Genomic DNA, 22,229 nt, shown 5'->3' with positions numbered 1-22,229 from the left:
GACTGACTGCCTTCCACTTCATGCCTGAAGCTGACCGTTCTAACTCTCAAAACGAGCGGACACCATGGCAACCAATGAACCATTGCAACTGAATCTCGGCTCCCTACGCAGCGCGATGTCGCTGACGCTTCACACGCACCACGCTTCCCGCATTTGGCATGGCCGAGCTGCCACCGAGGGGCGACCGGGCATTGTCGGCCTGAACGGCTACATTGCGCAGATGAACAAGATGCGCCGCGGCGCCGAACAGGACGATCCATACTCGGACTGGTGGATGCTGCGTATTGAGGAAAAACTCGACCAAACAAAGGCCACACTGCAATCATTGCATGAACAGGTTGAGCAGGCGCTCGCGAGCGTACCACCGGCGCTGAGCCTAGGTGAGAATCTCAACGTGCAGCCCGTCAAGCTGCCACTATTCGTCAATGCCCAACTCGGCTTTGCCGCCGTCTATCTGCTGGCCGACTACGACGAGATTGCCCGAAAGCTGATCCTCGCCCATCACACAGCGCTTATCGACCGTGGCACCCTCGAGCGTTGGCTCAACGAGGGGGCTCACGCCTTACGCAGCTTGTTCTCACTGGCCCAACAATACCGCTACTCGGGCTGCGTACGCGATGATTTCGCCGCAAATAACGCAGCTGCCCGGGCAGCGCTCGAGAAGTTCGGTGATCTGCCACAGGACGTGCTGGAAGGCACGCGCCGCTCAAAGTTCGCACCGCCCATCGTGCGGCGTGGCCTGCAGCAGCGAAGTGATGAGACTGCCGCTGCCCTCGCAGCGGATGAGTCCGCAACCACCGAGGCACCTGACGCCAATGCAGGCGAGGACGAACAGGCATGAGCGATCCGGCCCGCGACATCCGCTACTTCCATCGTTTGGAACAGACCGCCTTCATGAAGCTGGAACACGCAGCCTCTCTAAAAGGCCTTTTAAAACCCTTTAAAGGTAAAGGGGACTTAGAGAGCTGGGCCAACCATTGCTTTGCCATGCGCGACGAGTTGATTGGTTTGGCGCAGCGACAGGTGCTGCAACAGGTAGTCGGGCACCCCTTCCACCTGCTGCCCATTGAACTGGCCCAACAAACTACTGGCGCAGGAACGGCGTTTCTTCGCTGGCGCAAGCACGACCGGTCAGTCATGGGTGTAACCCTGTGGCAGCAGTTGATGGCCAGCACAGGCACACCGGTCAATCTACTGGCAGACCTGCATGCGATCGAGCTACAGCGCATCACGCTGAACATGCAGATCAGCCTGTTGCACACCTTGGGCAGGCAAGCCCATGAATGCGCCAGCAAGGCCGCCGAGGCAGAAGACGTCTACCTGCGCCGGCTCAAATCCACCCCACCTGCAATGCGCGATCAGTGATTGCGGAAAACCGCCCACAGCCAATCAGGCACGGGTATTTCAACCACATGGAGGTTTCAACATGAGCACCCACTTTTCCGGCGAAGGCAACATTGGTTCTGCGCCAGAGTACCGCGAGTTTCCAAACGGCAACGACGAGCCGCGGCGCTTGCTGCGGTTGAACGTGTACTTCGATAACCCCGTTCCCACCAAGGGCGGCGACTTCGAAGATCGTGGCGGCTTCTGGGCGCCCGTGGAAATCTGGCACCGTGACACCGCGCACTGGAAGGATCTGTACCAGAAGGGCATGCGCGTACTGGTCATCGGCCGCATGGAGCGCGAACCCTGGACGGACAACGAAGAGCAGCCACGCGAAACCTGGCAGATCAACGCACGCAGTATCGGCATCTTGCCGTACCGCATCGAGTCTGTATCGCTCAGCCCAAAAATGCCGCAAGAGCCTGAACCTCAGGTCGACGGCTCATCTTCTGTGCCGAAAGAAACAAAACGCAGGAAATGACCCCGGCATGGAGGGCGGTCCAAATTCTGCGCCGCCCTCCAGTTATCCCCAGGGGATAGCTCTATCAATATCCAACAAACTCCATACGTTCCCTCAAATTGCAGCTTTCGAGGTACTCCGCAATCATGCATTTTGAACCCAAACCATAAGATTAGGATGTCCAGCCATTGCATCCATTAGGACAGCGATCCAGTGATTTCTTCCATAGACTGCACGTCTGTCAACAGCTTGTCTTCGCAGGAAGTTCTGGACACTCAGGCCACCTTCCTGATGGAAATTTCGACAACCAGCAAGAATCTCTGCCACCTCATCGTTACTTAGCTCGCCGTATCGATTGATGAGTTTGAGACGGCGAAAATGAGATTCGATAAGCGCCCACATCTCGTCCGCCAAACCAGCAGGCCTTTCCAAAGAGAATGTGGCTCCGACGCCACCCAACGCTGCACACTCGTGCAGCGTGACCGTGACAAACTGCAGATCTGGGATCTGATCAGCGTAAGCATGCAGAAACTGGCGATTTCCTTCAGCGGAAAGCCAATCGTCGTCTTTCGTCGAATTGCACTTCGCGCAACAGGGGACCAAATTAAGCGGATGCACTGCAAACTCCGGGAACCTCACCGCAGGCATATAGTGGTCGAATGTGCCGGGAAGCGTCGTTCCACAAAGTGGACAGTATTTCAAAAGTCGCTTGGGTTGCGCATCTTTGATTGCCTGTTTCAACTGGGTTAAGGGCTGCGTAGTGCCGTTGTAACAAGCGCGCAGGCTCTCACTAAGTTGCAGTGCATCCGCATGGCACCGGAGTCCGGCCAAAGTGCCTCTACCGATGGCTTGTTCATATGCTTCATACCGCTCTTCAATTAGCGCATGAGCGTTGGTGAGCAAGGCTCGGGTATTACGATGCTTCCTGTCCCGTATCGCCATATAGCGAGCTAGATAGGTTGGGACGGCTGGCAAAGAGGTCAGATTTTTCACTTTTTCTTGCCCGCCTTCTTTCCATACTGCGCCAGCAGATATGCTTGTGCATTGAGGCTGAGACCGCGATCAAACCGAGCTGCTACTTCCTCGGCTGACTCGTCAAAAGCAAGATCCTTCAATACTCTGCGATAGACATTCTCAACTTCGATGGTTTCAAACACATGCTTGGTTAGCTCGGTCACACTTTCGCCGAAGCTTTCAATAGACAATGGATGAGCAATTGTTAAATTCTGCTCCCGCTCAAATACGAGCACTCTCTTGGCCGGAATCTCTTGGATCACAACGGGTGAGTGAGTCGCAACTACTGCATATGAGTCGAACCTCTCCAATATATCCGAGAGCACTAGAAACAGGCTGGCGACAGCGTTCGGATGAAGATGTGTTTCGGGCTCATCAAAGAGAACGAGCGAGTTGGGCTGGATCCAAGCGAGCAAAGCTGTCACGAAGTGGGCCAAGATGGATTGACCGGAACTAAGCAAGGATAAGGCCTTATCCTCAGTTGCTGAGTTATCGATTTCTTCTTGCAGGCTCGTCGTTAACTGGTCGCTAAGATCACCTAGAATGGTCTGCATGTAGTCAGTCCAGGCGGACTGCAAACCAAGCTCACGAATGCGACCTTGATTCCGGCGGTAGGTTTCAACTAGCGAAACCCGCGACAATCCACCTTTTTCGTTTCTAATGCCACAATAAACATAACTACTGGAGCTATCAGGGGCCGGTCGCTTGAAGCGATCGAAAGCACTGTATGAGATAGTTATCACGCGGGTGAACAGAGGACGACCACCGGGAAATCGTTCTTCTCTTTCCGTTAACCTCTCGGCTGAGGTACGCGAAATCTGCGCAAGATCAGCCCCTAAACTAGCGAGAAAACGGGTCTTTCCAACCGCATTGCGACCAATAATGCCAACAATGCGACCTGGAATGGGATCTTTGGGGTTGAAAGCAAACGTTGCTTTTACATCTTCATCTGCACCTTCGATCGAACCGATATAAGTGAAGTCGAGCTTTTCACGTACTGGCTCCCCCATAACCCATGCGCGACCGAAACGGCGGGCGCGATGAGCTCCATTCTCGCGCATCATGGCATTTCGGAAGGCTGTGGTGGGCTCGAAGTCAGTCGCGAATGCAGGCCGCCAAGCGATATCACGCAGTGAGTCAAGGACGGCTGTTGCCTTTCTTCCTAAGTGTTTATGTAGAAGCTTGTAGTAGTCATCCTCCTGCCCAAGAGACACAAACTCCTCTCCCAATTCAGAGAATTCGTCTGGTAATTCTGTGACTTCTGCCAGTTTGATGGGCTCACCCTGCGTGCTCGTCCGTTGGAGAATTTTGACTGCTCCGAGGCGAGCGCTATTCCCGTCGTTATCAACGTAGCTGAGATGAAACTGCACCTTATGCCCGTAGTCATCCCAGTTATCAGTAGTAAGAATAAATACCGGGCGCGGCAATCGCGGAACAGCTTGCTTCCGTGTACGGATCAGAAATTTAAGTTTTGATGGCAAGCCTTATCTCCTTCATGCAGATAATTTTTTCTCAGATTGAACAGACCTACATAGAATAAGCGCTAACTACTTACCGGCTAGAGAATGGCAACGCACACTCACAACCCAGGGAATTTAAACCATTTTCCATATAATCTATACCAGTCCAGCCTCGAGTCGATGCTTTTGGGGCCGTCCCGCAAAAGCTTTCAACCCAAGGACGGCGATGGCTCAGAAACTGCCGGAGCCTAATCGATCAGTGACCACCAGAGGCACGCAACGCGGCCATGCCAGACCACAACGGTCTGAGGGACATGCTGCGGCCTCATGAACAGCTTGCAGGCTTGCACGCGCGTACCGCTCGCAGACTCCTGATCCCACAATAGTCTCCGCTTCATTTCATCGATTGAAAGCGGTCGGAACCGCATGCGTCTTGTTTGCTGCTGCGACTGGTGACGTCCGGCATCCTCGTTTCCATCAACTCAATGAACCACGGAATTCGGATGGAAGGACATGCGGCTGTATTTGTGCGAGAAGCCCTCTCAGGGCAAGGACATTGGCCGAATTCTCGGCGCTACCCAACGCGGTAAAGGCTGCCTCAACGGCCCCGGCGTCACCGTTACTTGGTGCATTGGCCATCTTGTAGAATCAGCAGCGCCCGAGATCTACGACACGGCACTCAAGCGCTGGTCGTTGGACCAGTTGCCCATCATTCCCCAGCAATGGCGGGTCGAGGTCAAACCCAAGACTGCCGCGCAATTCGAGGTCGTTAAGGCGCTTCTGGCAAAGACGACCCATCTTGTCATCGCCACCGATGCTGACCGCGAGGGCGAGCTGATCGCTCGCGAGATCATCGACCTATGCGGCTACCACGGCCCAATCGAGAGGCTATGGCTGTCTGCGCTCAACGATGCATCGATCCGCACCGCGCTTGGCAAGCTACGGCCATCTTCCGACACGCTGCCGATGTACTACTCGGCGCTGGCACGCTCGCGCGCCGACTGGCTCGTTGGCATGAACCTCAGCCGGTTGTTCACAGTGCTGGGCCGGCAGGCTGGCTACGACGGCGTGCTGTCGGTCGGGCGCGTCCAGACGCCCACACTTAAACTCGTAGTGGACCGTGACCGTGAGATCGCGGCTTTCAAGTCCGTGCCGTTCTGGGCCATCGACGTGTCCCTGTCCACAGGTGGACAGTCGTTCAATGCGCAGTGGGTACCGCCCGATGACTGTACCGACAACGCCGGTCGCTGCCTGCAGCAGCCCATCGCCCAGCAGGCCGTGCAGCAGATCCGCGCTGCTGGCAGCGCTCAGGTGGTATCGGTCGTCACCGAGCGCGTGCGCGAAGGTCCGCCGCTGCTGTTTGACCTGGGGACGCTCCAAGAAGTTTGTTCCAAACAGATGGGACTGGACGTGCAAGAAACTCTGGAGATCGCCCAGGCCCTGTACGAAACGCATAAAGCCACGACGTACCCGCGCTCAGATTCCGGCTATCTGCCTGTAAGTATGTTCGCCGAGGTGCCCTTGGTCCTGGACAGCCTGCTCAGGACCGATCCCTCGCTGCGCCCAATCATGGACCAGCTCGACCCCGCCCAGCGCTCGCGCGCCTGGAACGATAACAAGGTGACTGCTCACCACGGCATCATCCCCACGCTAGAACCCGCGAACCTCTCTGCGATGAGCGACAAGGAGCTGGCCGTGTACCAGCTCATCCGGGCGAATTACTTGGCACAGTTCTTGTCCCACCACGAGTTCGACCGCACCGTCGCCGAGTTCTCCTGCAGCCAGCAGAATTTGGTCGCCACCGGAAAGCAGGTGGTCGCCCAGGGGTGGCGCCTGGTGCTGGCCGAGCCGCAAGCGGACGAGGACGGTGAAGCCACGGCGCGCAGCCAGGTACTCCCCCCGATGCGCGAGGGCCTGGAGTGCCAAGTGGCCGAGGCCGAAATCAAAGCGCTCAAGACGTTGCCTCCGAAGGCCTACACCCAGGGCGAACTGGTCAAGTCGATGAAAGGCGTGGCGCGCTTCGTCACCGATCCGCGCCTGAAGCAGAAGCTCAAGGACACGACGGGAATCGGCACCGAAGCCACGCGCGCCAACATCATTGCCGGTCTACTGACGCGCGGCTACCTTATAAAGAAAGGACGCTCCATCCGCGCATCTGATGCAGCTTTCACACTGATTGACGCCGTACCTGCGGCAATTGTCGACCCCGGCACGACCGCTGTTTGGGAGCAGGCGCTCGACATGATCGAGGCTGGACAGCTCACGCTGGACATGTTCATCGGCAAGCAGGCCGCCTGGATCTCGCAATTGATAGCGCAGTACGGCAGCATGTCCCTGTCCATCAACGTTCCCCAAGGACCTGCTTGCCCACAATGCGGCACACCTACACGCCAGCGCCAAGGCAAGAGCGGTCCATTCTGGTCGTGCAGCCGTTACCCCGACTGCAAAGGCTCGCTGCAGGTCGAATCCCGCACATCCAAACGCGGCCCTTCTCGCTCACGAAACAGCGGCAAAAAAAATTCCTGAGCGACCCCGTTATCCGTGAGCCATGCCTGCCCAATGGCGGCGTGGCCCGTGTCCCGCATACCCAGCGGGACGCCCAGCGCGCAACGCCTTCTTTTCCCTGTGCGCGTCCCGCTCAGCTACCTCGGCTGCGGGACTGAAGGTAGCTTCTCCGCGAATCGCCTCCTGCGCGTTCTGCTGTTCTGTAATTTTCCGCCTCCACGAAGGGTCTCCAGGTAGTTTGCCAGATAATGCGAAGCACCTGGAGACCCTTCGTGGTCAGCGGTATTCGATGCCGTGCCCAACGGCGAAAAGCTGGGCTCCCTTTGTGCGCGGATGTGCGCCAGATGATGCCGACCCCAGCCACGACATGGGTCGGGTGTGACTGCTGACAGCAGACGGTTCTAGCGACAACCGGGCCTGCCAATCAGCCCACGGGTGGTTTTTCTCCTCCCGAGCCGACGGCCATTGGGCTGTCGGCGCCTTTCTCCTGCCCACCAACGCACCGGCCCTGGGCCACACGAACAGGAGAACCAACATGAACCCTCAACCCCGCCATTCTCTGGGCATGCCGCGCAATCCGCCGCTGCTCTACGGTAGTGTGTGCAGTGGCATCGAAGCTACGAGCCTTGCCTGGCAACCGCAAGGCCTTGAAGCTGCTTGGTTTGCAGAAACCGAGCCGTTCCCAAGTGCCGTACTTGCCCACCACTACCCGCATGTGCCCAATCTGGGCGACATGACCGAGATCGCCCGCCAGGTTCGCGACCGCGCTGTACCAGCGCCAGACATTCTGGTGGGCGGTACGCCGTGCCAATCCTTCAGCATTGCTGGAAGCCGCCGGGGCCTGAATGACCCGCGTGGTGCCTTGACCCTTGCTTACGTGGAGTTAGCCAATGCCATCGACCAAATCCGCCATGAAGACGATCACTCGTCAGCCACCATCGTCTGGGAAAATGTTCCGGGCGTCCTCAATGACCGCAGCAACGCCTTTGGCCACTTTTTGGGAGCACTTGCCGGCGAAAGCCGTCCACTCGAGCCGCCAGGGGAAAAGTGGGCGCACGCAGGTTACGTGTCTGGCCCCCAACGCCGCATCGCCTGGCGCGTGCTCGACGCTCAATATTTCGGCGTCGCCCAGCGTCGCAAGCGTGTGTTTCTTGTGGCAAGTGGTGGAAATAACCTCGATCCCGCCGAAGTACTTTTTGAGCGCGAAGGCCTGCGCAGGGATTCTTCAGCGAGCAGCGCGCCGTGGCAAGAAGCTGCCCGAACTGCTGGATCTGGCACTCAGGCAACAGACGGTTGGTACGCAGGACTGAAGCAGCCCTATGGCAAGGTCACGACGACCTTTGGGTTCAGTGGCGGCACCGGCCCCGTCAATATCGCGGCATGCCTGATGGCTGCTGGCCCCAAGCATGACATTCGTACCGAGACGTTCATCACCCATGCGCTAAACACTGCCAACACTGACAAGGGCGGCAGTGAGCACGCTACTGGCAAGGACGTACCGATCATTGCCTTCTCTGCCGAGGATTGCGGTGCAGATGCCACGGTACAACGGGCGCCCACGTTGCGGGCGAGCGTACGATCTGCGATTGCCTTCGCACAGAACAATCGCGGCGAGGTGCGCTACGAGTCAGGCCATGGCCAAGTGGCCTGCACCGTGCTGTCCAATGGTAAACCGGGCTACGGCATGCCAATGGTGGCGTGCGTGTCTTTGAGGGGTCGTGAGAGCGGCCTGGCAGCCGAGTTAGGCGGTGCCGTATCCCCAGCGTTACGCGCCAGCAGCGGTGGCGCCGACAAGGGGCATGTACTGGCCCCCGACTACGAAGCACATTTCCAGTGCGCTCCAGGTGGTTCAAGCTACGGTGGCTGGACGAAGTGGCGGGTACGCCGGCTGATGCCCATGGAATGTGAACGCCTGCAAGGCATGCCCGATAACTACACGTTGATCCCATATCGCGGTAAGCCCGCTGCAGATACTCCACGCTACAAGGCCATCGGTAACTCCATGGCCGTTCCGTGCATGGAGTGGTTGGGTCACCGTCTTGTGCTGTGCCTGAACAAGATGGGCGCAACCTATTCGGATTGATGCACGACAACACTGGAAGTTGCCGCCATTCTCACTCGTGCATCACCGAAGAATCGGCAGAGCCAGCAGCCACGGTCTCTCAGGCTGCGTCGCGGATCTTCCCGCGCTGACCTCCTTGTCCGCATCGCACCGTGTCGCGGACAGGCGCCTGTCACAGGCGCAGGTGTTGCATATCCCCATGGGCACTTCAGCCCCTTTCCTCTCTAACCGGCCATAGCAGCCCGGCACGCTATCACGCGAGCTTCAGTGCGCGCAGCCAGCCCCCCAGCGCCAGACCGGTGCGAAACCTCATCCAAGGAACCATACCGTGACCACTATCCGTCTCCAGACAAACCAAAACCGTCTTATCGCGGCTTTTCGCCATGCGTTCACCCAAGCCTCGATGCTGGGCGAACTTCTACAGAACGCTCGGCGAGCAAAAGCTCGCCACATCCACATCACCACCGAAGACGACACACTCACCGTCAGTGACGACGGCGAAGGTATCGCCAACCTCCAGGCCCTCATCTGTATCGCCGAATCCGGCTGGGATGAGGAACTAAAAGCCCGGGAAAACCCCTTCGGCATTGGCGTACTATCTACGCTGTACTTCGCCCGCAGCCTGCGCGTGCACTCCCTCGATAAGGCCTTTCGCGCCGCCACCGACGCAATCATCAATGGCGATGACATTGACGTCATCCCAGCCCCTGAGCGGATCGGCACCGAGATCCGCCTGTGTGGCGTTGAGCCCCCCTACAAAGGCCCAACACTGACCCAGTGGGTTTCGCAACAACTATCGAGGCTGTGCGAAGCCTTCCCCGTACGCGTGACCCTTAACGACACGGAGTGCGATCGCCCGCTTGCTCAACCAGGCCTTGCCTGGCGGGATACGGAGGTCGGCAAGGTTCTCATCGATCTACAAGGAACTCCCTCGCAGTACCGCTGCTACCTCCAAGGGCTCCCAATTGGGAGATGGCCTTCTTCCCAACGCCATCAGATTGTGATTTTGCGTGACGATATGATCGCCCGCCCACCGGATCGCCAGCACCTGCTGCATGAAGAGGAGGATGGCAAACGTATTCGCGCAGCGATCGCGCAAGCGTTCCGCCAAGCTCTTATCAAGGCCAAGGAACAAATGCCAGGGGCCGAGTTCGTGACGCAGTATGCAGACACATGCTTATCCTCATCGAATGTGGACCTGCTCAACAGCATTCCTTTTGCCCCCCGTAGCTGGTTCCGCGATTGGGCTCATGAACCACCTGGCTTTCGCAGCCACTGGGGTCGGTACTGGGATCGCCATCCAGCCGATGGGGTCATTTCTCGCGAAGCACTCCAAGAGCTTGGTGTCTGGTCTATCGACGCCGAAGATGAAGACGATATTCCTACAGCCGAAGTCTATCTGACAGCCAGAGAGGCTTTCGTACTGGAGGAGCAGCGTCTGGACAGTGAGCACTGGCTAAAAGACTTAGTCCGCTATGCAGACCCGGATCAGATCGGCATCCACCACGGCGAAGTTCTCCACGTGGACAATAGCTTGCCATTGAACGGCGACATCATCGGCATCACCTTGGTTGGCACCTTGTCCACCAGTATTGGAGGTGAAACCCGTGAGTATTCCGTAGTCGCCATTCGCAAGGACGGTAGGCTCTATGTGACGCCCCATGCGGGGAATGTCACCAGACTATTGTCCGATTACATCTTCGATGATCGATACGACGAAGATCGTGAGAACGAGGATGTCCAAACGATCGCCACGTTCATCGCAGTCGGATGCTCTGACTCGCCGGCTCGTGCAATCGAAGAACTGTTGCCCAGGTCCTGGCGATACACACCGCAACCCAAGCTTGCTGGTGCCGCCGTGAGCCTGAACTTCGATGTCGAAGGAAAACTCATCAACGTGCAGTAACCCATTCTTCAGCTCCCTCCGGGGAGCTTTTTCTTGGAGTAAAGCAATCCGGTAGCGATGAGTCCCGATTGCCAGATGACGCAAGCCAACACAGCGTTGATGCTCTATGACGTGTCTTGCTGCCATTGCAGCACCATGCCTGCAGCCAGGGTTTTCAGGCTGCCGTGGGATTCTTCCATGCCACCCGTCAGTTCGCTTCGGCATCTCACCGGCGAACGCTGCCCACCGGGGCATCGATGCCTCCTTTCTCCAACCCTCGGGATGGTCGCCACATCCCGTCCAGGGCGTGTCGCCACCCGGTTGATATCAGGACTTTCCATGCAAACCATCACCAAACAAAACCGCATCACACTGAAGAACCTTAAAGTGGCCGACTTCGCAAGTGAAGAAACACTATGCTTTACCGCAACTGTCGTGTTTGATGGCAGTTCCATCGCCCAGGCCCGCAACGACGGTCATGGTGGGTCGACATTCCTACACGCGCTCAAAGGCAAAGAGCAGTTGCTATTTGAAGCCCAAGCCTTCGCCAAAGGCTTACCGCCAGCATTACTGGATCTCGATCAAGAGGGAGAAGACCCCCATTCCATCAATATGACGCTCGATTATCTGGTCGAAGAGTTGGCTGCGTCCATTCACGGAGAACGCAAAATCCGAGCAGCGTTCAACCGTGATATTGGCAACAAGGTCTTATTCATCAAGAGTGATAAACTGCTGTTCATTAAGGGCATCAAGCTGAAGGCTATCAGCGACCGCAAGGCGTATTTCGATTCACTGCGAGCCCGACAAGCCCAGCCTATTATCATTCTCGCCGAACTATCTACAGACCAAGCGTTCGACCTATGGAAGCAGCATGTCCTGGGCGATCAGGCTGATTAACCAAAATTGATGCACGACCTTGCACGCCCCGCACTCGAAGCGGGGCTGCTTCCTTTTTTAACTCATTCCTTGCGTAGCATCAGCCCATAACGACGGCGCTCATAGCAATGCCGCATGCACTCTGATGCTTCGCGCCAAGCCTGCTTATCGATAGCCTTTTGCTGGGCTGGGGCAATAGACGGAAGGGTCGCAGATGCTGCTAAGTAGAAGTCCATGCCCTCACGCGGTGGAATACCAAGACTAGGCAACTGGAAGGGAAGATTTGGTTCGGTGATGTTCGTCAAAATGGCTGCCAGCGCCCACCTCGCCATTCTGTCGAAGAAACCATCAGGATGTCCTTGGCTCCAGTAACGCAACATATCCAAGCAGGCAAAGCACATTGCATGGTATCCCTCCTCCGGATTGTGCCGTGCCAGATCAACTATCTCACCGAACCATATTTCACCAATGCCATAGTGCTCATGCCAGTTTTTGGCACGGTCGGGCATGGTCCAGTTGATAAGCTGCCCTTTAGCATCTCGTCTAGTAAAGGACAAGTCATCTCGGCTGCGGATAGTGCGTTGCTTCCGGCGCAGCATCATTGGTTGCGGCTGCTCCATATGGATGTCATGACTTCGATTCTGTTGATCATTCAACTTGGCGGCAGTATGTACAACAGGAAGCAACTCATGTGTAACCCACTGTTTGAACTGTTCAGTTTCCGCTTGGTGACCGTTGACAAGGGCATATAGACCCGATTCGTTGACGACCGTGGTGCCATACTGCTGCCCCCGCGAATCGGTGAATTCGAAAGTGCCACGCTCACGGTCATTCAGGCCGAGGACTGCCTGAGAAATGTTATAGGCCTTCAATGCAGCGCACACGTCGTCGGCTACGAACCAAGCCTCTCCGTTTTGGACGAGTGTTCGAACCGATAGGCTCTGGAAAGTGAAGGTGTGTAAGGGAGCGCCACTACTACTGACGCCTTCTGGGGAATAGTTTTTATTAGCCACAATGGCCTCCTACGATTTGTTCAAATTTGCCTCCTGTTCAGAGAGGCGGCCGGGTACTTGAACACGGTCGTAGGGCCGCCCGCAGATTTCCCCCGAAGGGTCTTGTATAGCTGCGCGCTACCCGGCCATAGACTGTCCGGCCCAGCTGGTGGGCCAATCTGAAAGCTATGGACGTGAAAAAGCCGCTTTGACTGTCGGGAGCGGCTTCCGCCTACGAAGAGGTGTGTTCAGCACCATTTACGGACACTAACATTTTGAGTCGCAGGTAGTCAACATGATTTCAAGGCGTCGAAACCCCAAAAACAGGGGCCGTTTCTGAAATAAATCGGACAAAGCCGAATGTCCTTTTACGGCTGACATGGTTTAGCCGCAAGACGAAGCTACCCACATGTTTGCTGACTTTTCAGCACATGCCAGCAGCTAGGGTTTCAGGCTGCCGCGGGACTTCCCGCGTTTCCCTCCAGTCCGTATCGCATCAATTCTGCGGACGCGCGTCGCACCCGACGCCGATGCCTTTCATCCACCGCTTGCGGGAGCTGCCATCCCGTGAGGGACAAGGCCCTGCTTTTTTTAAGGAGCCCGTCCATGTCCCAACCAGCTTCTTTCGGCCATTTGGCGATGATCCACCACGGCAAGTTCCTGCCGCTCGAAGTCCTGCTCGGCGCTGCCGGCCACTATATCGGTACACGTGATATAGACGGACCCGTTTCGCGTGAATCACGTGAATATTTCCGCAGCTATGCCGCAGCTCAGCGTGCTCTCAAAAGAGGTGGCTGGACTCAGCTTGCCATTTCCTGATCTAACTGGAGTAGTCACGTCATGAGCCAGCAACTACCTAAGAATGTCGTCAATCAGACAGCCCATCGATACAAGGTAATCGCCAACCTAGTGTTTAACTACGAAGGTTGGTAGGTCGTACACGACACCTCATCACATCCATTTTCCTAACCCCACAGGGACATGTGCTCCCATCTGGGCCCATGTCCTCTTCTTCCAACAAGGAGGGCTCCATGGCCCGAACGCCATCCATCGCCGTCGTCATCGAAGGCGGATTGGTCCAAGTCACGCTCGTCCAGGACTGGCCAGGACAGGTGCCACTGCCGTACGTTGTCATCGTGGATTACGACGACGACGGCGCAACCGATGACGAGTTGACTACATTCAGCATTGGCAACGAAATTCTGGACGCACGTTGCCATATGGAAATTCCTAGCGTGTACGAGTCCTTCTCCAAGCCTGCGCTTTCACCACGCACCATACTTAGCACCCTTGGTGTTGAAGATGATGGAGAAGCCCGATCTCCGCTGCAGATCGCCCAGTACGTGATGCAAAGCATTGTCAATCTACACACTAGGATCAATGCAACGGAGCAGGCACCGACCGGCAACGATTACAAGAAGCTGTACGTGCTGGTCAACTGCGGCCTCATCGACTTGCTGAAGTCCTTGGGTGACCCCTGCAACTTTGGCAAATAGTTCCACCACTCTCTCAGCTCGGCTCGAAGTCTTCCTGCTTCTGGCCATTTCCACGCGGATGCCATTGTCCGCATGGGTGGATTGGCTCCGTTCACTTCTCGAAAGGAGCCAATCATGGCCAACAACTACTACGAAGCCACCGGCGTGCTCATGCTCGACCAGGTAACGCCTGTCATCAAAGCTTTGTTCAGCACTTTTGCGTTGGACGAAAGCTATCCCAGACATGGACAGGCATATATCGCACGAATTGCAGAGACCAGCGATCCTCAATGGTTGGATGTGCAGGATGGTTTGGAAGACCTGGCCAACCAACTCGGCGTTCTCTTGCCCGACAATGATGAACGGTCAATTCCACTTTTACTCGAACTATTAGCTTCGCATTTTGGTGCTGACAAGGACGAGGAACTTGAACATTTGATCGAGCACCATTCGTTCGAAAACGACGCCGATCTGGGCGCACTATTTCTTATCGCTTCCTGTTTCGATGATGGCCATCATCTGGCCGCCATCCAGTTCGAAGGCTGCTGGTATTGCAGCAAGCCGCGATTGTTCGAATTTGGTGGTCATGGCTGCTATTTGAGCCGAGAGGTTTGCGTGTACCGGACATCCTCCGAGATTCTTCAGTTCGGTGAGCAACTGCGCAAAGCCATCATAACAACCGACATCGAGCAGGCATCAGCCTTGCTCGCGTTGGAGACCGCTAGTCTTCTGACAGGGATCAGCGACGAGCAATTCCGACTGGATCTGCAACGCCGAGTAGCCGAACGCTTGGCTCAAGTACCAATGATCAGTGCAAGCTGACACTTTTTTCACTTTCAACCCACTGGGGCTCAACTCCCGGTGGCGGGAATTGGCTCCATTACCCAACTTGGAGAGTTCCCATGCCTCATAGTCCCAATCCTTTCCTTCGCGGCTACTGGAATCTGAATATCGTTCGCACACTGTCCATCAGCTACGAGGACGGCAGCCCGACTGTTTGGAGAAACATCCACCCGAGCCAGCAACACTTCCCTGACGAAGCACTGATCGCATGTTCCTGCATCGTCACCAGCAGTTTTGCGGTGATTACCAATGGCCTTGAACCCGTGAGTGCCGAGGTGCTGATTGCGTGTAACGCAGAAGAAGGCATCAATGGCGAAGGCACAATCGGCGCCGTGATCTACGCCATCCATGGCGAGGACTTCGACGGTCGTCTAGTCCACGTCGCCGACACCTATTCGGCTGAGGCGGCCCGAGAAGTGGCAAAGCGGCTGAGTTTCGAGACTGGTTATTACAGCCGGTGCTGGGAAATCAGCAGCGCTCACATAAGCTCTGAAACCGGCCAGTACCTCGCCAACTTGGCTGACCTCGCCACGCCGGAAGGTTTCCTGTTCATCGCTTTTCGAATTCCCTACAGTCCGGCGATCGGTGTCAAGCTGATCTGCACTCCTTGGACGAACAAGAATCTGGCGCACGCCCAAGGCATCAGCACCGAGCAGCTTCGGCAAGAGCACCGGAACAAGGGCATGCCAGACGATCTGGCGAACATCCTTGAACTGGCTGGGCAAGCCGATGTGCGCATTCTGATCCTTGACGCCGACGCACCCGCGCTGGCGGGCCTGCCTCTGGCCGAGCACTGGTAACCGCTCGACGTGCCAGCCTTCCTCATTGTTCCACTTACCAGTTCGTGTCCTCATCAGGCGCCGGGCTGGTCTTTTTCACAGGAGCCACCTCATGTCCCCTCACTTCATCTCGCGCGTGCCCGACTTCGATCACCAACTCGGAGCCTGCGTCAACGCGATGAGCCAGGATGACGCCATTGGGCAGATTCTGGTATTCGAGCGTATGCGCGGCACGCTGCACATGCGCCATATCGCCAGCACCGATCTGGTGGACGCCGACATTCACGACTACGAAATGGTCGTGTTCGACGGTGGCAACACCAGCGGCGACACATGGAAGCACATTTTCTTCCCGCGCCAGCGCGAACACTACTTCGTGTATGAAGATTGACTCATCAAGCCCCTTTCGAGGGGCTTTCTTTGTCCGTTACTCATGAAACCGGGTACGTTGCAGTGCCATTTCATGTGAGCGACTAGCCCACTCCAAGGTCATCCTTGCCTCCATGTTCGTCGGCGTTGCCGACACATGCCCAGGCAGCCGAAACCTTCGAGGCTGCAAGCGCGGGAAACCGTGCTGGTCGTTTCTTTCTACGGTCGTACCTCGACTATCCACTCACAAGGGATCTCTCCCTTGCGGGCGAGGGATCCCTTGTTCTTCCTCAAGGAGATTCCATGGATCGTTCTCTCATTAAATCCATGATGCCTTCGCTAGTCGCGGGCCATGTGCCCCGCAACGTGCGGTCGTTCAAGTACCGTGTATTCGATGATCAACCGCCATCCTCGACACTAGGCTTTGCCATAGACCCCCAGCCCTTCGAGGGCAAGGTGGTCGCGGCTAACGACAACGTCATCGTTATCAAACTCAAGCCAAGCGAGTTCGCAGTACTCGATCCCAAGCTGGTTTCCAACGTCCCCAGTGAAGGCACCAAGGTGCGCGTCCAACCGTATGCCCGCCGTCGTTTCGACGGCCTACGAGCGGATACACCGGAAGTGATCACCGAGCACACTTCGGACGGCGTTCCCTACACCGTCTCGAGACACATCCTCGGCTCCGCCCCAGCAAAGCTACCCATTCCTAAACCGCAGTGCATGGAATTGGGCCAACTCATCCAACAGTTGGAAGAAATGCCAGCGCCTGACGGGTTTCGGCGCATTACCCATATGCTGGTCGATGCAGGCGCCCGTGACTTCACCTGGGTCGATCCCCTACCCTCCAAAATCATCGAAACGCCTCCGGCAATCAGCTTCACGGTTTCGACCGCAAAGCTCGAGGGCCAAGTGACGATCCTCTACGATCGCGGCGATGACACCTACGTGGTGGAGCTGCGCCGCAACGGCGAACTGTGCGATCGGCATGACGAGGTGTATTTCGACATGCTCGGTGAAGTGCTGGAACGACTGATCGATGATGGACGCTGGCGCCTGATCGACGTGAATGTGATCAATGCCAAGCCCCCCCGGCGACGCCAGGCGGTGCAGGCATGACGTTCGAGGCAAGTGACTCCTGGGTGGTGTATTCACCCAATGAGTCGAACCTCAGCGACAGCGCCGCCTTCTGGTCCAACGAGTTCGGCTGGGTGCAGTTCGACCAGGCGACGCGTTTCTCGACAGCAGAGACCCAGCGCTTGCAGCCCCCGATTTCTACGGGCCGCGATGCACGCTTCGTTCGATGGCAGGAAGCCCAGCAATACTGCGCCTAAATCTGCAACCTACCGGCGATTTGCCCCACAGGCCTTCTATCCGTTCGGGTGGAAGGCCGTTTTTTCAGGAGAATCTATCATGTCCCTACGATTCAAAGGCTCCGACCTGCGCCCTGTGCTGGCCGAGGCCATCGCCAATCAATGCCGCGTTATCCTCGTCAAGGATCAAGGAGTGTACTTCCTTGCCGAGCATGGGGAGCGCCATCTCGATGGCCGGGTGAAGCTGCTGGCCTATGCCGTCGGCTGCAATCCGGATACCGACCCGTTTGATAACTGGTGGGAACTAGCTCGCACTGAGCTGGGCGGTGACGACTTTGGCGAGTTTTTCGACCCGAAGGAAGGTGTCTTCGCACGCATCCTGCACGGCACTGATGATCTGAGATTGTCCGCCACCACGACACACCTGTCGCTGACGGTGGTGCCATCAACGTAGAACCACTACTACCGTCCAATCTCCGCCCCCTACATGGGGGCTTTCTCGTCTCCGCGATGCGAGCCTTGCTGCGCATGCGTCTTGGTTTGCGGCCGCCTTGGCCTATTGCTTCGGTCAATTGGCCGACTTACCACGGAGATGATCGCATGTACGACCCCTTCAAAATCACCCAGCCAACCTGTATCAGCTTCTCAGGAGGACGCACCAGTGCCTATATGCTCTGGCGCGTGTTGCAGGCCAATGACGGGCTGCCGGCAGACACTGTGGTTTGCTTCGCAAACACAGGCAAGGAAATGGAAGCAACCTTGCGTTTCGTGCTTGATTGTGCACGGCACTGGGAGGTGCCGATACGCTGGTTAGAATACCTGCCCACCGAGCCTGGCTTCACGCTGGTGGATTTCGATCGAGCCAGCCGCCAGGGCGAACCGTTCGAGGCACTGATCCGCAAACGCCAGTACCTTCCTAACCCCGTCGCACGCGGCTGCACAACAAGCCTGAAAATTCGCCCGATGCATCGCTATCTACGGCATCTGGGCTGGACAGATTGGGACCAGATGATCGGCATCCGCGCCGATGAGCAACGACGCATCGCCAAGATTCGCGCGCGTGGCCATTCCACCGAATCGACGCACGAAACCATGTGCATGCCATTGGCGGACGCCGGCATTACCGTCCGCGACGTGGGTTCGTTCTGGCAAACGCAACCATTCAACCTCGACCTGTTGACGGTAAACGGGCGTACGCTCGAAGGGAACTGCGATCTATGTTTCCTCAAGCCACGCGGACAGCGCCTGTCACTCATCAAGGCGCGACCAGAAGCTGCCTTGTGGTGGATTCGCATGGAGTCATTAAACCTGGCAAGCAAGCCAAGCGGCGCCCGGTTCCGGGCCGACGGTCCCAGCTACGCGGACCTGGCGCGCTTTGCCGCTGCACAAGGGGACCTATTTGACCCATCAGTAGAGCCCATCGCCTGTTTCTGTGGTGATTGACACGCATAGGCATCGACAAAGGGAAACGCGCAAATACTGATTGATTGATGCCGCGTGCATCGGGCTTGGCCATGCTAACTCCATGCTTGCTGACGTTGTCAGCGACATGCCAGGCAACCATCGGTCTTCGAGGTTGCGGCGCAGTTCCTACTGCGTGACCGAACCAGCTCGCACCGCATCCGTCCGCGAGCAACCACCAGTCTCTGGTGGCGGATGCTTCGCCTTATCGACCCAACGCGGGGTTACGCACCTTTCCCCGTATGTGTGGGGCCGGTGTGTCTCCGCTTTATCACTTTGGAGATTCACCATGAGCACCACGTCCAACGAGAAATCGTATTTTGACCTTCACACCTCAGGCATCGGCTACATCCAGCGTGCCCGAGAGGTTCCCGTCCGAGGCGGCCGCCGCGCGCAGCCCTTCCTGGCATGCACCATCGCTGCTTTGGTTGGTTCCGCAAAGGACCCCAGCTACCGCTATTTCGACGTCAAGGTCTCGGGTGCCGAGGCCAAGAAACTGGTCGAACGCTTTATCGGCGTTGACGATCCCAAGCAACGACCGCTGGTACGCTTCCGCCTCGGCGACCTCTGGGGCGATGCGTACATCCGCGACAAAGGTGAGTACAAAGGCCAGGCCGCCGCGTCCCTCAAGGCGCGACTGCTGAAGGCTGAGCCGCTTGAGATAGCCGAACTGGCCTCAATCAAGCAGCATGAACTAATCACTCGCGGCATCGGCTACCTCAGCCGTCCGAAGGAGGTCACCCCGAAAGATGGCGATCCGTTCCTAGCATGCACCATCGCTGCGTTGGCTGGGCCTGTCGATGAACCGGAATATCGGTATGTCGACACCATTGTCTCCACCCCTGAAGCCGAGCACCTGGTTCGCCGGTGCGTTCAGGCTATTGAGGGGGACCGCAAGGTGCTAATCGCCTTCCGTCTAAACGACATGAGGATCGATCCATATGTACGCACCAAGGGCGAGCGCGCCGGCGAGCCGGGAGCGAGCCTGGAATCAACACTGGTCCACATCGGACTGATCAAGATCGACGGCACCAAGGTTTATCCGACGGGCCAGGAGCAAGCCGAGGCACCTCAGACCGAGGACGCATCCGCGCCCAACGCCGAGGTCGTCCCCGACACCATTTCCGACCAGTCTGTCGAACCTGCCGAGTGCGAACCAACAGATGAAGTCAAGGAGCATGAGCCGGCATTGGCTGCTTCGTTCTGATTCGACATGGCCCCTCACGGGGCCATGCCTTTTTTCCTATTCTCCCAAGGAGAAACATCATGGCAGCCACATCGGCACCTACGAGAACAGCCTTGCCTATCGTCGTCCCGGGTCAGCTCACGTTGCGCACCATACGCGGCAAGAACGGTCCGTTCACGGTCGGTCGTCTGACCACCCCCATCGGTGAGTTTGCAGTCAAAGATGCGGAGTTGGAACAGTACCCAGAAGGAAAATATGACGGCGAATTCATCATTCGATACATTTTCGCGAAGTCATATCCCGTCGCAGGCGGCGCACGCTTTGAAGTCCGCGCCAATCTCGATGGAATGACCCTTCACGGCATCGACAAACTGAGTCGTGACGAAGCTCGCAGCTTCGCTACACAAGAAGTCGATCCGCTCGATGAAGAGCTGGGTGCGCAGCCTGCGGCAACATCGGCCAAGCCCACCAAGGCATCCAAACCCGCAAAGCCCGCACCCGTGCAGGCGTCCGCGGATCCACTGGTCGATACCACGCCTTTCGGAGTGCAAGCGAAGACAACCGCTGAGGCACCTTCCACCGGCAATTCCGAAGATGGGGACGCCGCCTTGTTCGGGCTGCTGTGGCCACTGGAAGAGAGCGTGAAGCTGGATTCAACCATTGGTCGCCGCACCCTGCGCATGCAGATTGCTCGCCTGGGCGAACTTGGCTACGCGCTGGATTTCAAGACGCAGGAGTGGACCCGCCAGGCCGACCTGCAACCTGCGTGATCGCAGACGCCGCACCCCGCGGTGTTCATCATCCACCCGCCGGGGTTCCTTCCCCATACGGGGAGGCTCCGGTTTTCTTCTGGAGGTCTCCATCATGTCCACCATCGCTTGCGATGCACCCCATTCCACGCTGGACGAACCTGCGTGGCGCGCTGTCTGCAAGACGGCCGCCGAGCACGCCCAGCGTGGTTGCGGTCTGTCCTGGGATCACTGGGTCGCGCTTTTCAGTTCAGAGATCGACACGCAAGCCAATCGATTGCCGCAGGACCAGCGTACTCAAGCGCTGGAAATCGCAGCCCGGGAATGGGACTACGCAACGCCTGCCGAAAGGCAGGAAACCCAGAACTGGAATGCGGAGCATGGTTACTGCTCTCATGGGATCGAGTTCGGCTACTGCCCGGCCGGTTGTGATCGCGACGATGACGACTGGGACTAAGGACAAAGCATAGGTTCCTTCGCCGCACACGCGGCATTCCATCACCCGCTGGGGCTCTCCCCCACGGGGAGGCCTTCGGCTCAATTTTTCAGGAGGCCTCTCATGGGCTGGTATTTCTCCCCCCAATCGCGGTATGAACTGATCGCGGAGCTGATCGCACCGCAGGAGACCGAGCGCGCCAGCGTCAAGGTCATCGCCCATGCGCTGCGCGGCAACGTCCTGTGGTCCATCGCGGAAGTGACGGCCAAGGTCGAAGGTGTGCATCGTCATCTGGCGCCGGGCCAATCCCTGCGCTACATCCGTTGCGATCTGCTCGAACGCAGCGGTGGCCAGTGGGGCTACAAGCCACTGGACGAGTCAATGCACCCTTACTACTACACGTGCCCCTTGCGTTATCTGGATATGGCACCGGAGCAGTCCGCCGACTGGCGTGCAGGCGTTCGCGCCTACCACGCGCGGCGGCGCGTCCCGACAGCAACCACGGCATCCGCTGCGGCGCTGACGGCCTAAGTATCTTTCTTCCACCCGCTGGGGCAGCACTTGCCCTTGCAGGCGGTGCTGTTTCAGCTTTTCCAAGGACATCAGCATGAGCAAGCACCACTTCAAGACCGTTCATAAGGGGCATCCCATCACCGTCGAACTCGGCTGGGATCGGCCAATGCGTTACTTCTTCCTGGTCATCCACAAGCCTGCTGAGTTGATCGACAGCGCGATGAAGGTCGAATGCGAGGATCTTCTCTACAGCAATTGGCATGAGGAAGACCCATTCGGCCACGGCCTGGACTACTACCGTCAAGTCCTGCGCCATTTTCACATCGACGTGCCCGAAAGCATGTTCACCGAAGTCCAGCAGGACTACATCACGAACGTCGGCAACCGTCTCGTGGAGCACAAGGCCGATGGCTCTTTCACCGAAGTATGGCCCTAACGGGCCTTGTCGCAAACGACGACTGGAATCATCCC

The 22,229-nt window shown here is 57.3% G+C and carries 24 protein-coding genes; 21 read left to right on the top strand and 3 right to left on the bottom strand.

Annotated elements, in window-relative coordinates:
* Window positions 1-64 precede the first annotated feature (64 nt).
* The 3 genes from AB7E06_RS16750 (at window position 65) to AB7E06_RS16740 (ending at window position 1,864) form a co-directional block, all read left to right on the top strand.
* Entirely contained in the window at window positions 65-841 is a 777-nt protein-coding gene (locus AB7E06_RS16750) for a PFL_4669 family integrating conjugative element protein (RefSeq protein ID WP_427957776.1), read from the top strand.
* Window positions 838-1,365: a DUF3158 family protein gene (locus AB7E06_RS16745; RefSeq protein ID WP_427957774.1), complete on the top strand. Its 528-nt coding sequence runs from the start codon at window positions 838-840 to the stop codon at window positions 1,363-1,365. The genes AB7E06_RS16750 and AB7E06_RS16745 overlap by 4 nt, the downstream gene beginning before the upstream one ends.
* Before the next feature lie 61 nt (window positions 1,366-1,426).
* Entirely contained in the window at window positions 1,427-1,864 is a 438-nt protein-coding gene (locus tag AB7E06_RS16740) for a single-stranded DNA-binding protein (RefSeq protein WP_427957772.1), read from the top strand.
* Between the two features lie 123 nt (window positions 1,865-1,987).
* Here AB7E06_RS16740 and AB7E06_RS16735 read toward each other — a convergent pair whose 3' ends face one another.
* A complete protein-coding gene (locus AB7E06_RS16735) occupies window positions 1,988-2,836 on the bottom strand; it encodes a hypothetical protein (RefSeq protein ID WP_427957770.1) in 849 nt (282 codons plus the stop codon).
* Window positions 2,833-4,338 (bottom strand): ATP-dependent nuclease, encoded by a 1,506-nt coding sequence (locus AB7E06_RS16730; RefSeq protein WP_427957768.1) that lies wholly within the window; start codon window positions 4,336-4,338, stop codon window positions 2,833-2,835. The genes AB7E06_RS16735 and AB7E06_RS16730 overlap by 4 nt, the downstream gene beginning before the upstream one ends.
* A gap of 492 nt (window positions 4,339-4,830) precedes the next feature.
* Between AB7E06_RS16730 and AB7E06_RS16725 the strand changes: the two genes are divergently transcribed.
* The 4 genes from AB7E06_RS16725 (at window position 4,831) to AB7E06_RS16710 (ending at window position 11,666) form a co-directional block, all read left to right on the top strand.
* The gene (locus AB7E06_RS16725; RefSeq protein ID WP_427957766.1) at window positions 4,831-6,843 is read left to right on the top strand and encodes a DNA topoisomerase III; all 2,013 of its coding nucleotides are present in this window, start codon (window positions 4,831-4,833) and stop codon (window positions 6,841-6,843) included.
* Between the two features lie 514 nt (window positions 6,844-7,357).
* Complete coding sequence (locus AB7E06_RS16720) at window positions 7,358-8,905, top strand: DNA cytosine methyltransferase (protein ID WP_427957764.1); 1,548 nt, start codon at window positions 7,358-7,360, stop codon at window positions 8,903-8,905.
* 307 nt (window positions 8,906-9,212) lie between these two features.
* Window positions 9,213-10,790: an ATP-binding protein gene (locus AB7E06_RS16715; RefSeq protein ID WP_427957762.1), complete on the top strand. Its 1,578-nt coding sequence runs from the start codon at window positions 9,213-9,215 to the stop codon at window positions 10,788-10,790.
* Between the two features lie 318 nt (window positions 10,791-11,108).
* On the top strand, window positions 11,109-11,666 hold the full coding sequence (locus AB7E06_RS16710; protein WP_427957760.1) for a hypothetical protein: 558 nt from the start codon (window positions 11,109-11,111) through the stop codon (window positions 11,664-11,666).
* 62 nt (window positions 11,667-11,728) lie between these two features.
* On the opposite strand, the gene AB7E06_RS16705 is transcribed toward AB7E06_RS16710, so the two are convergent.
* A complete protein-coding gene (locus tag AB7E06_RS16705) occupies window positions 11,729-12,658 on the bottom strand; it encodes a BRO-N domain-containing protein (protein WP_427957758.1) in 930 nt (309 codons plus the stop codon).
* Between the two features lie 585 nt (window positions 12,659-13,243).
* On the opposite strand from AB7E06_RS16705, the gene AB7E06_RS16700 reads away from it, so the two are divergent.
* The 14 genes from AB7E06_RS16700 (at window position 13,244) to AB7E06_RS16635 (ending at window position 22,194) form a co-directional block, all read left to right on the top strand.
* Window positions 13,244-13,456 carry a hypothetical protein gene (locus tag AB7E06_RS16700; RefSeq protein ID WP_427957756.1) on the top strand — a complete coding sequence of 71 codons (213 nt, stop codon included), beginning with the start codon at window positions 13,244-13,246 and terminating at the stop codon, window positions 13,454-13,456.
* A gap of 164 nt (window positions 13,457-13,620) precedes the next feature.
* Window positions 13,621-14,133 carry a hypothetical protein gene (locus AB7E06_RS16695; RefSeq protein WP_427957754.1) on the top strand — a complete coding sequence of 171 codons (513 nt, stop codon included), beginning with the start codon at window positions 13,621-13,623 and terminating at the stop codon, window positions 14,131-14,133.
* 114 nt (window positions 14,134-14,247) lie between these two features.
* The gene (locus AB7E06_RS16690) at window positions 14,248-14,934 is read left to right on the top strand and encodes a hypothetical protein (protein WP_427957753.1); all 687 of its coding nucleotides are present in this window, start codon (window positions 14,248-14,250) and stop codon (window positions 14,932-14,934) included.
* 80 nt (window positions 14,935-15,014) lie between these two features.
* Complete coding sequence (locus AB7E06_RS16685; protein WP_427957751.1) at window positions 15,015-15,755, top strand: ABC transporter substrate-binding protein; 741 nt, start codon at window positions 15,015-15,017, stop codon at window positions 15,753-15,755.
* A 91-nt stretch (window positions 15,756-15,846) separates the two neighbouring features.
* Entirely contained in the window at window positions 15,847-16,125 is a 279-nt protein-coding gene (locus AB7E06_RS16680; protein ID WP_427957749.1) for a uridylate kinase, read from the top strand.
* Between the two features lie 281 nt (window positions 16,126-16,406).
* Window positions 16,407-17,219 (top strand): GTPase, encoded by an 813-nt coding sequence (locus AB7E06_RS16675; protein ID WP_427957747.1) that lies wholly within the window; start codon window positions 16,407-16,409, stop codon window positions 17,217-17,219.
* Window positions 17,216-17,434, top strand: coding sequence for a hypothetical protein (locus tag AB7E06_RS16670; protein WP_427957746.1), 219 nt, complete (start codon window positions 17,216-17,218; stop codon window positions 17,432-17,434). Before AB7E06_RS16675 ends, AB7E06_RS16670 begins: the two co-directional genes overlap by 4 nt.
* Window positions 17,435-17,513: 79 nt before the next feature.
* Window positions 17,514-17,867 (top strand): DUF3085 domain-containing protein, encoded by a 354-nt coding sequence (locus AB7E06_RS16665; protein WP_427957744.1) that lies wholly within the window; start codon window positions 17,514-17,516, stop codon window positions 17,865-17,867.
* Window positions 17,868-18,013: 146 nt separating this feature from the next.
* Complete coding sequence (locus tag AB7E06_RS16660; protein ID WP_427957743.1) at window positions 18,014-18,856, top strand: phosphoadenosine phosphosulfate reductase family protein; 843 nt, start codon at window positions 18,014-18,016, stop codon at window positions 18,854-18,856.
* 307 nt (window positions 18,857-19,163) lie between these two features.
* Entirely contained in the window at window positions 19,164-20,081 is a 918-nt protein-coding gene (locus AB7E06_RS16655) for a DUF3577 domain-containing protein (protein WP_427957741.1), read from the top strand.
* A 59-nt stretch (window positions 20,082-20,140) separates the two neighbouring features.
* Window positions 20,141-20,830, top strand: coding sequence for a DUF3275 family protein (locus tag AB7E06_RS16650; protein WP_427957740.1), 690 nt, complete (start codon window positions 20,141-20,143; stop codon window positions 20,828-20,830).
* 94 nt (window positions 20,831-20,924) lie between these two features.
* Window positions 20,925-21,266 (top strand): hypothetical protein, encoded by a 342-nt coding sequence (locus AB7E06_RS16645; RefSeq protein WP_427957738.1) that lies wholly within the window; start codon window positions 20,925-20,927, stop codon window positions 21,264-21,266.
* 102 nt (window positions 21,267-21,368) lie between these two features.
* Window positions 21,369-21,776: a hypothetical protein gene (locus AB7E06_RS16640; RefSeq protein WP_427957736.1), complete on the top strand. Its 408-nt coding sequence runs from the start codon at window positions 21,369-21,371 to the stop codon at window positions 21,774-21,776.
* Window positions 21,777-21,852: 76 nt separating this feature from the next.
* On the top strand, window positions 21,853-22,194 hold the full coding sequence (locus tag AB7E06_RS16635) for a hypothetical protein (protein WP_427957735.1): 342 nt from the start codon (window positions 21,853-21,855) through the stop codon (window positions 22,192-22,194).
* The last annotated feature ends 35 nt before the right edge of the window (window positions 22,195-22,229 follow it).

Origin of the sequence: Alcaligenes sp., assembly GCF_050255915.1 — a bacterium.
GTDB classification, from domain to species: Bacteria; Pseudomonadota; Gammaproteobacteria; order Burkholderiales; family Burkholderiaceae_B; genus Alcaligenes; species Alcaligenes aquatilis.
This window is presented reverse-complemented; position numbering and strand designations above follow the sequence as displayed.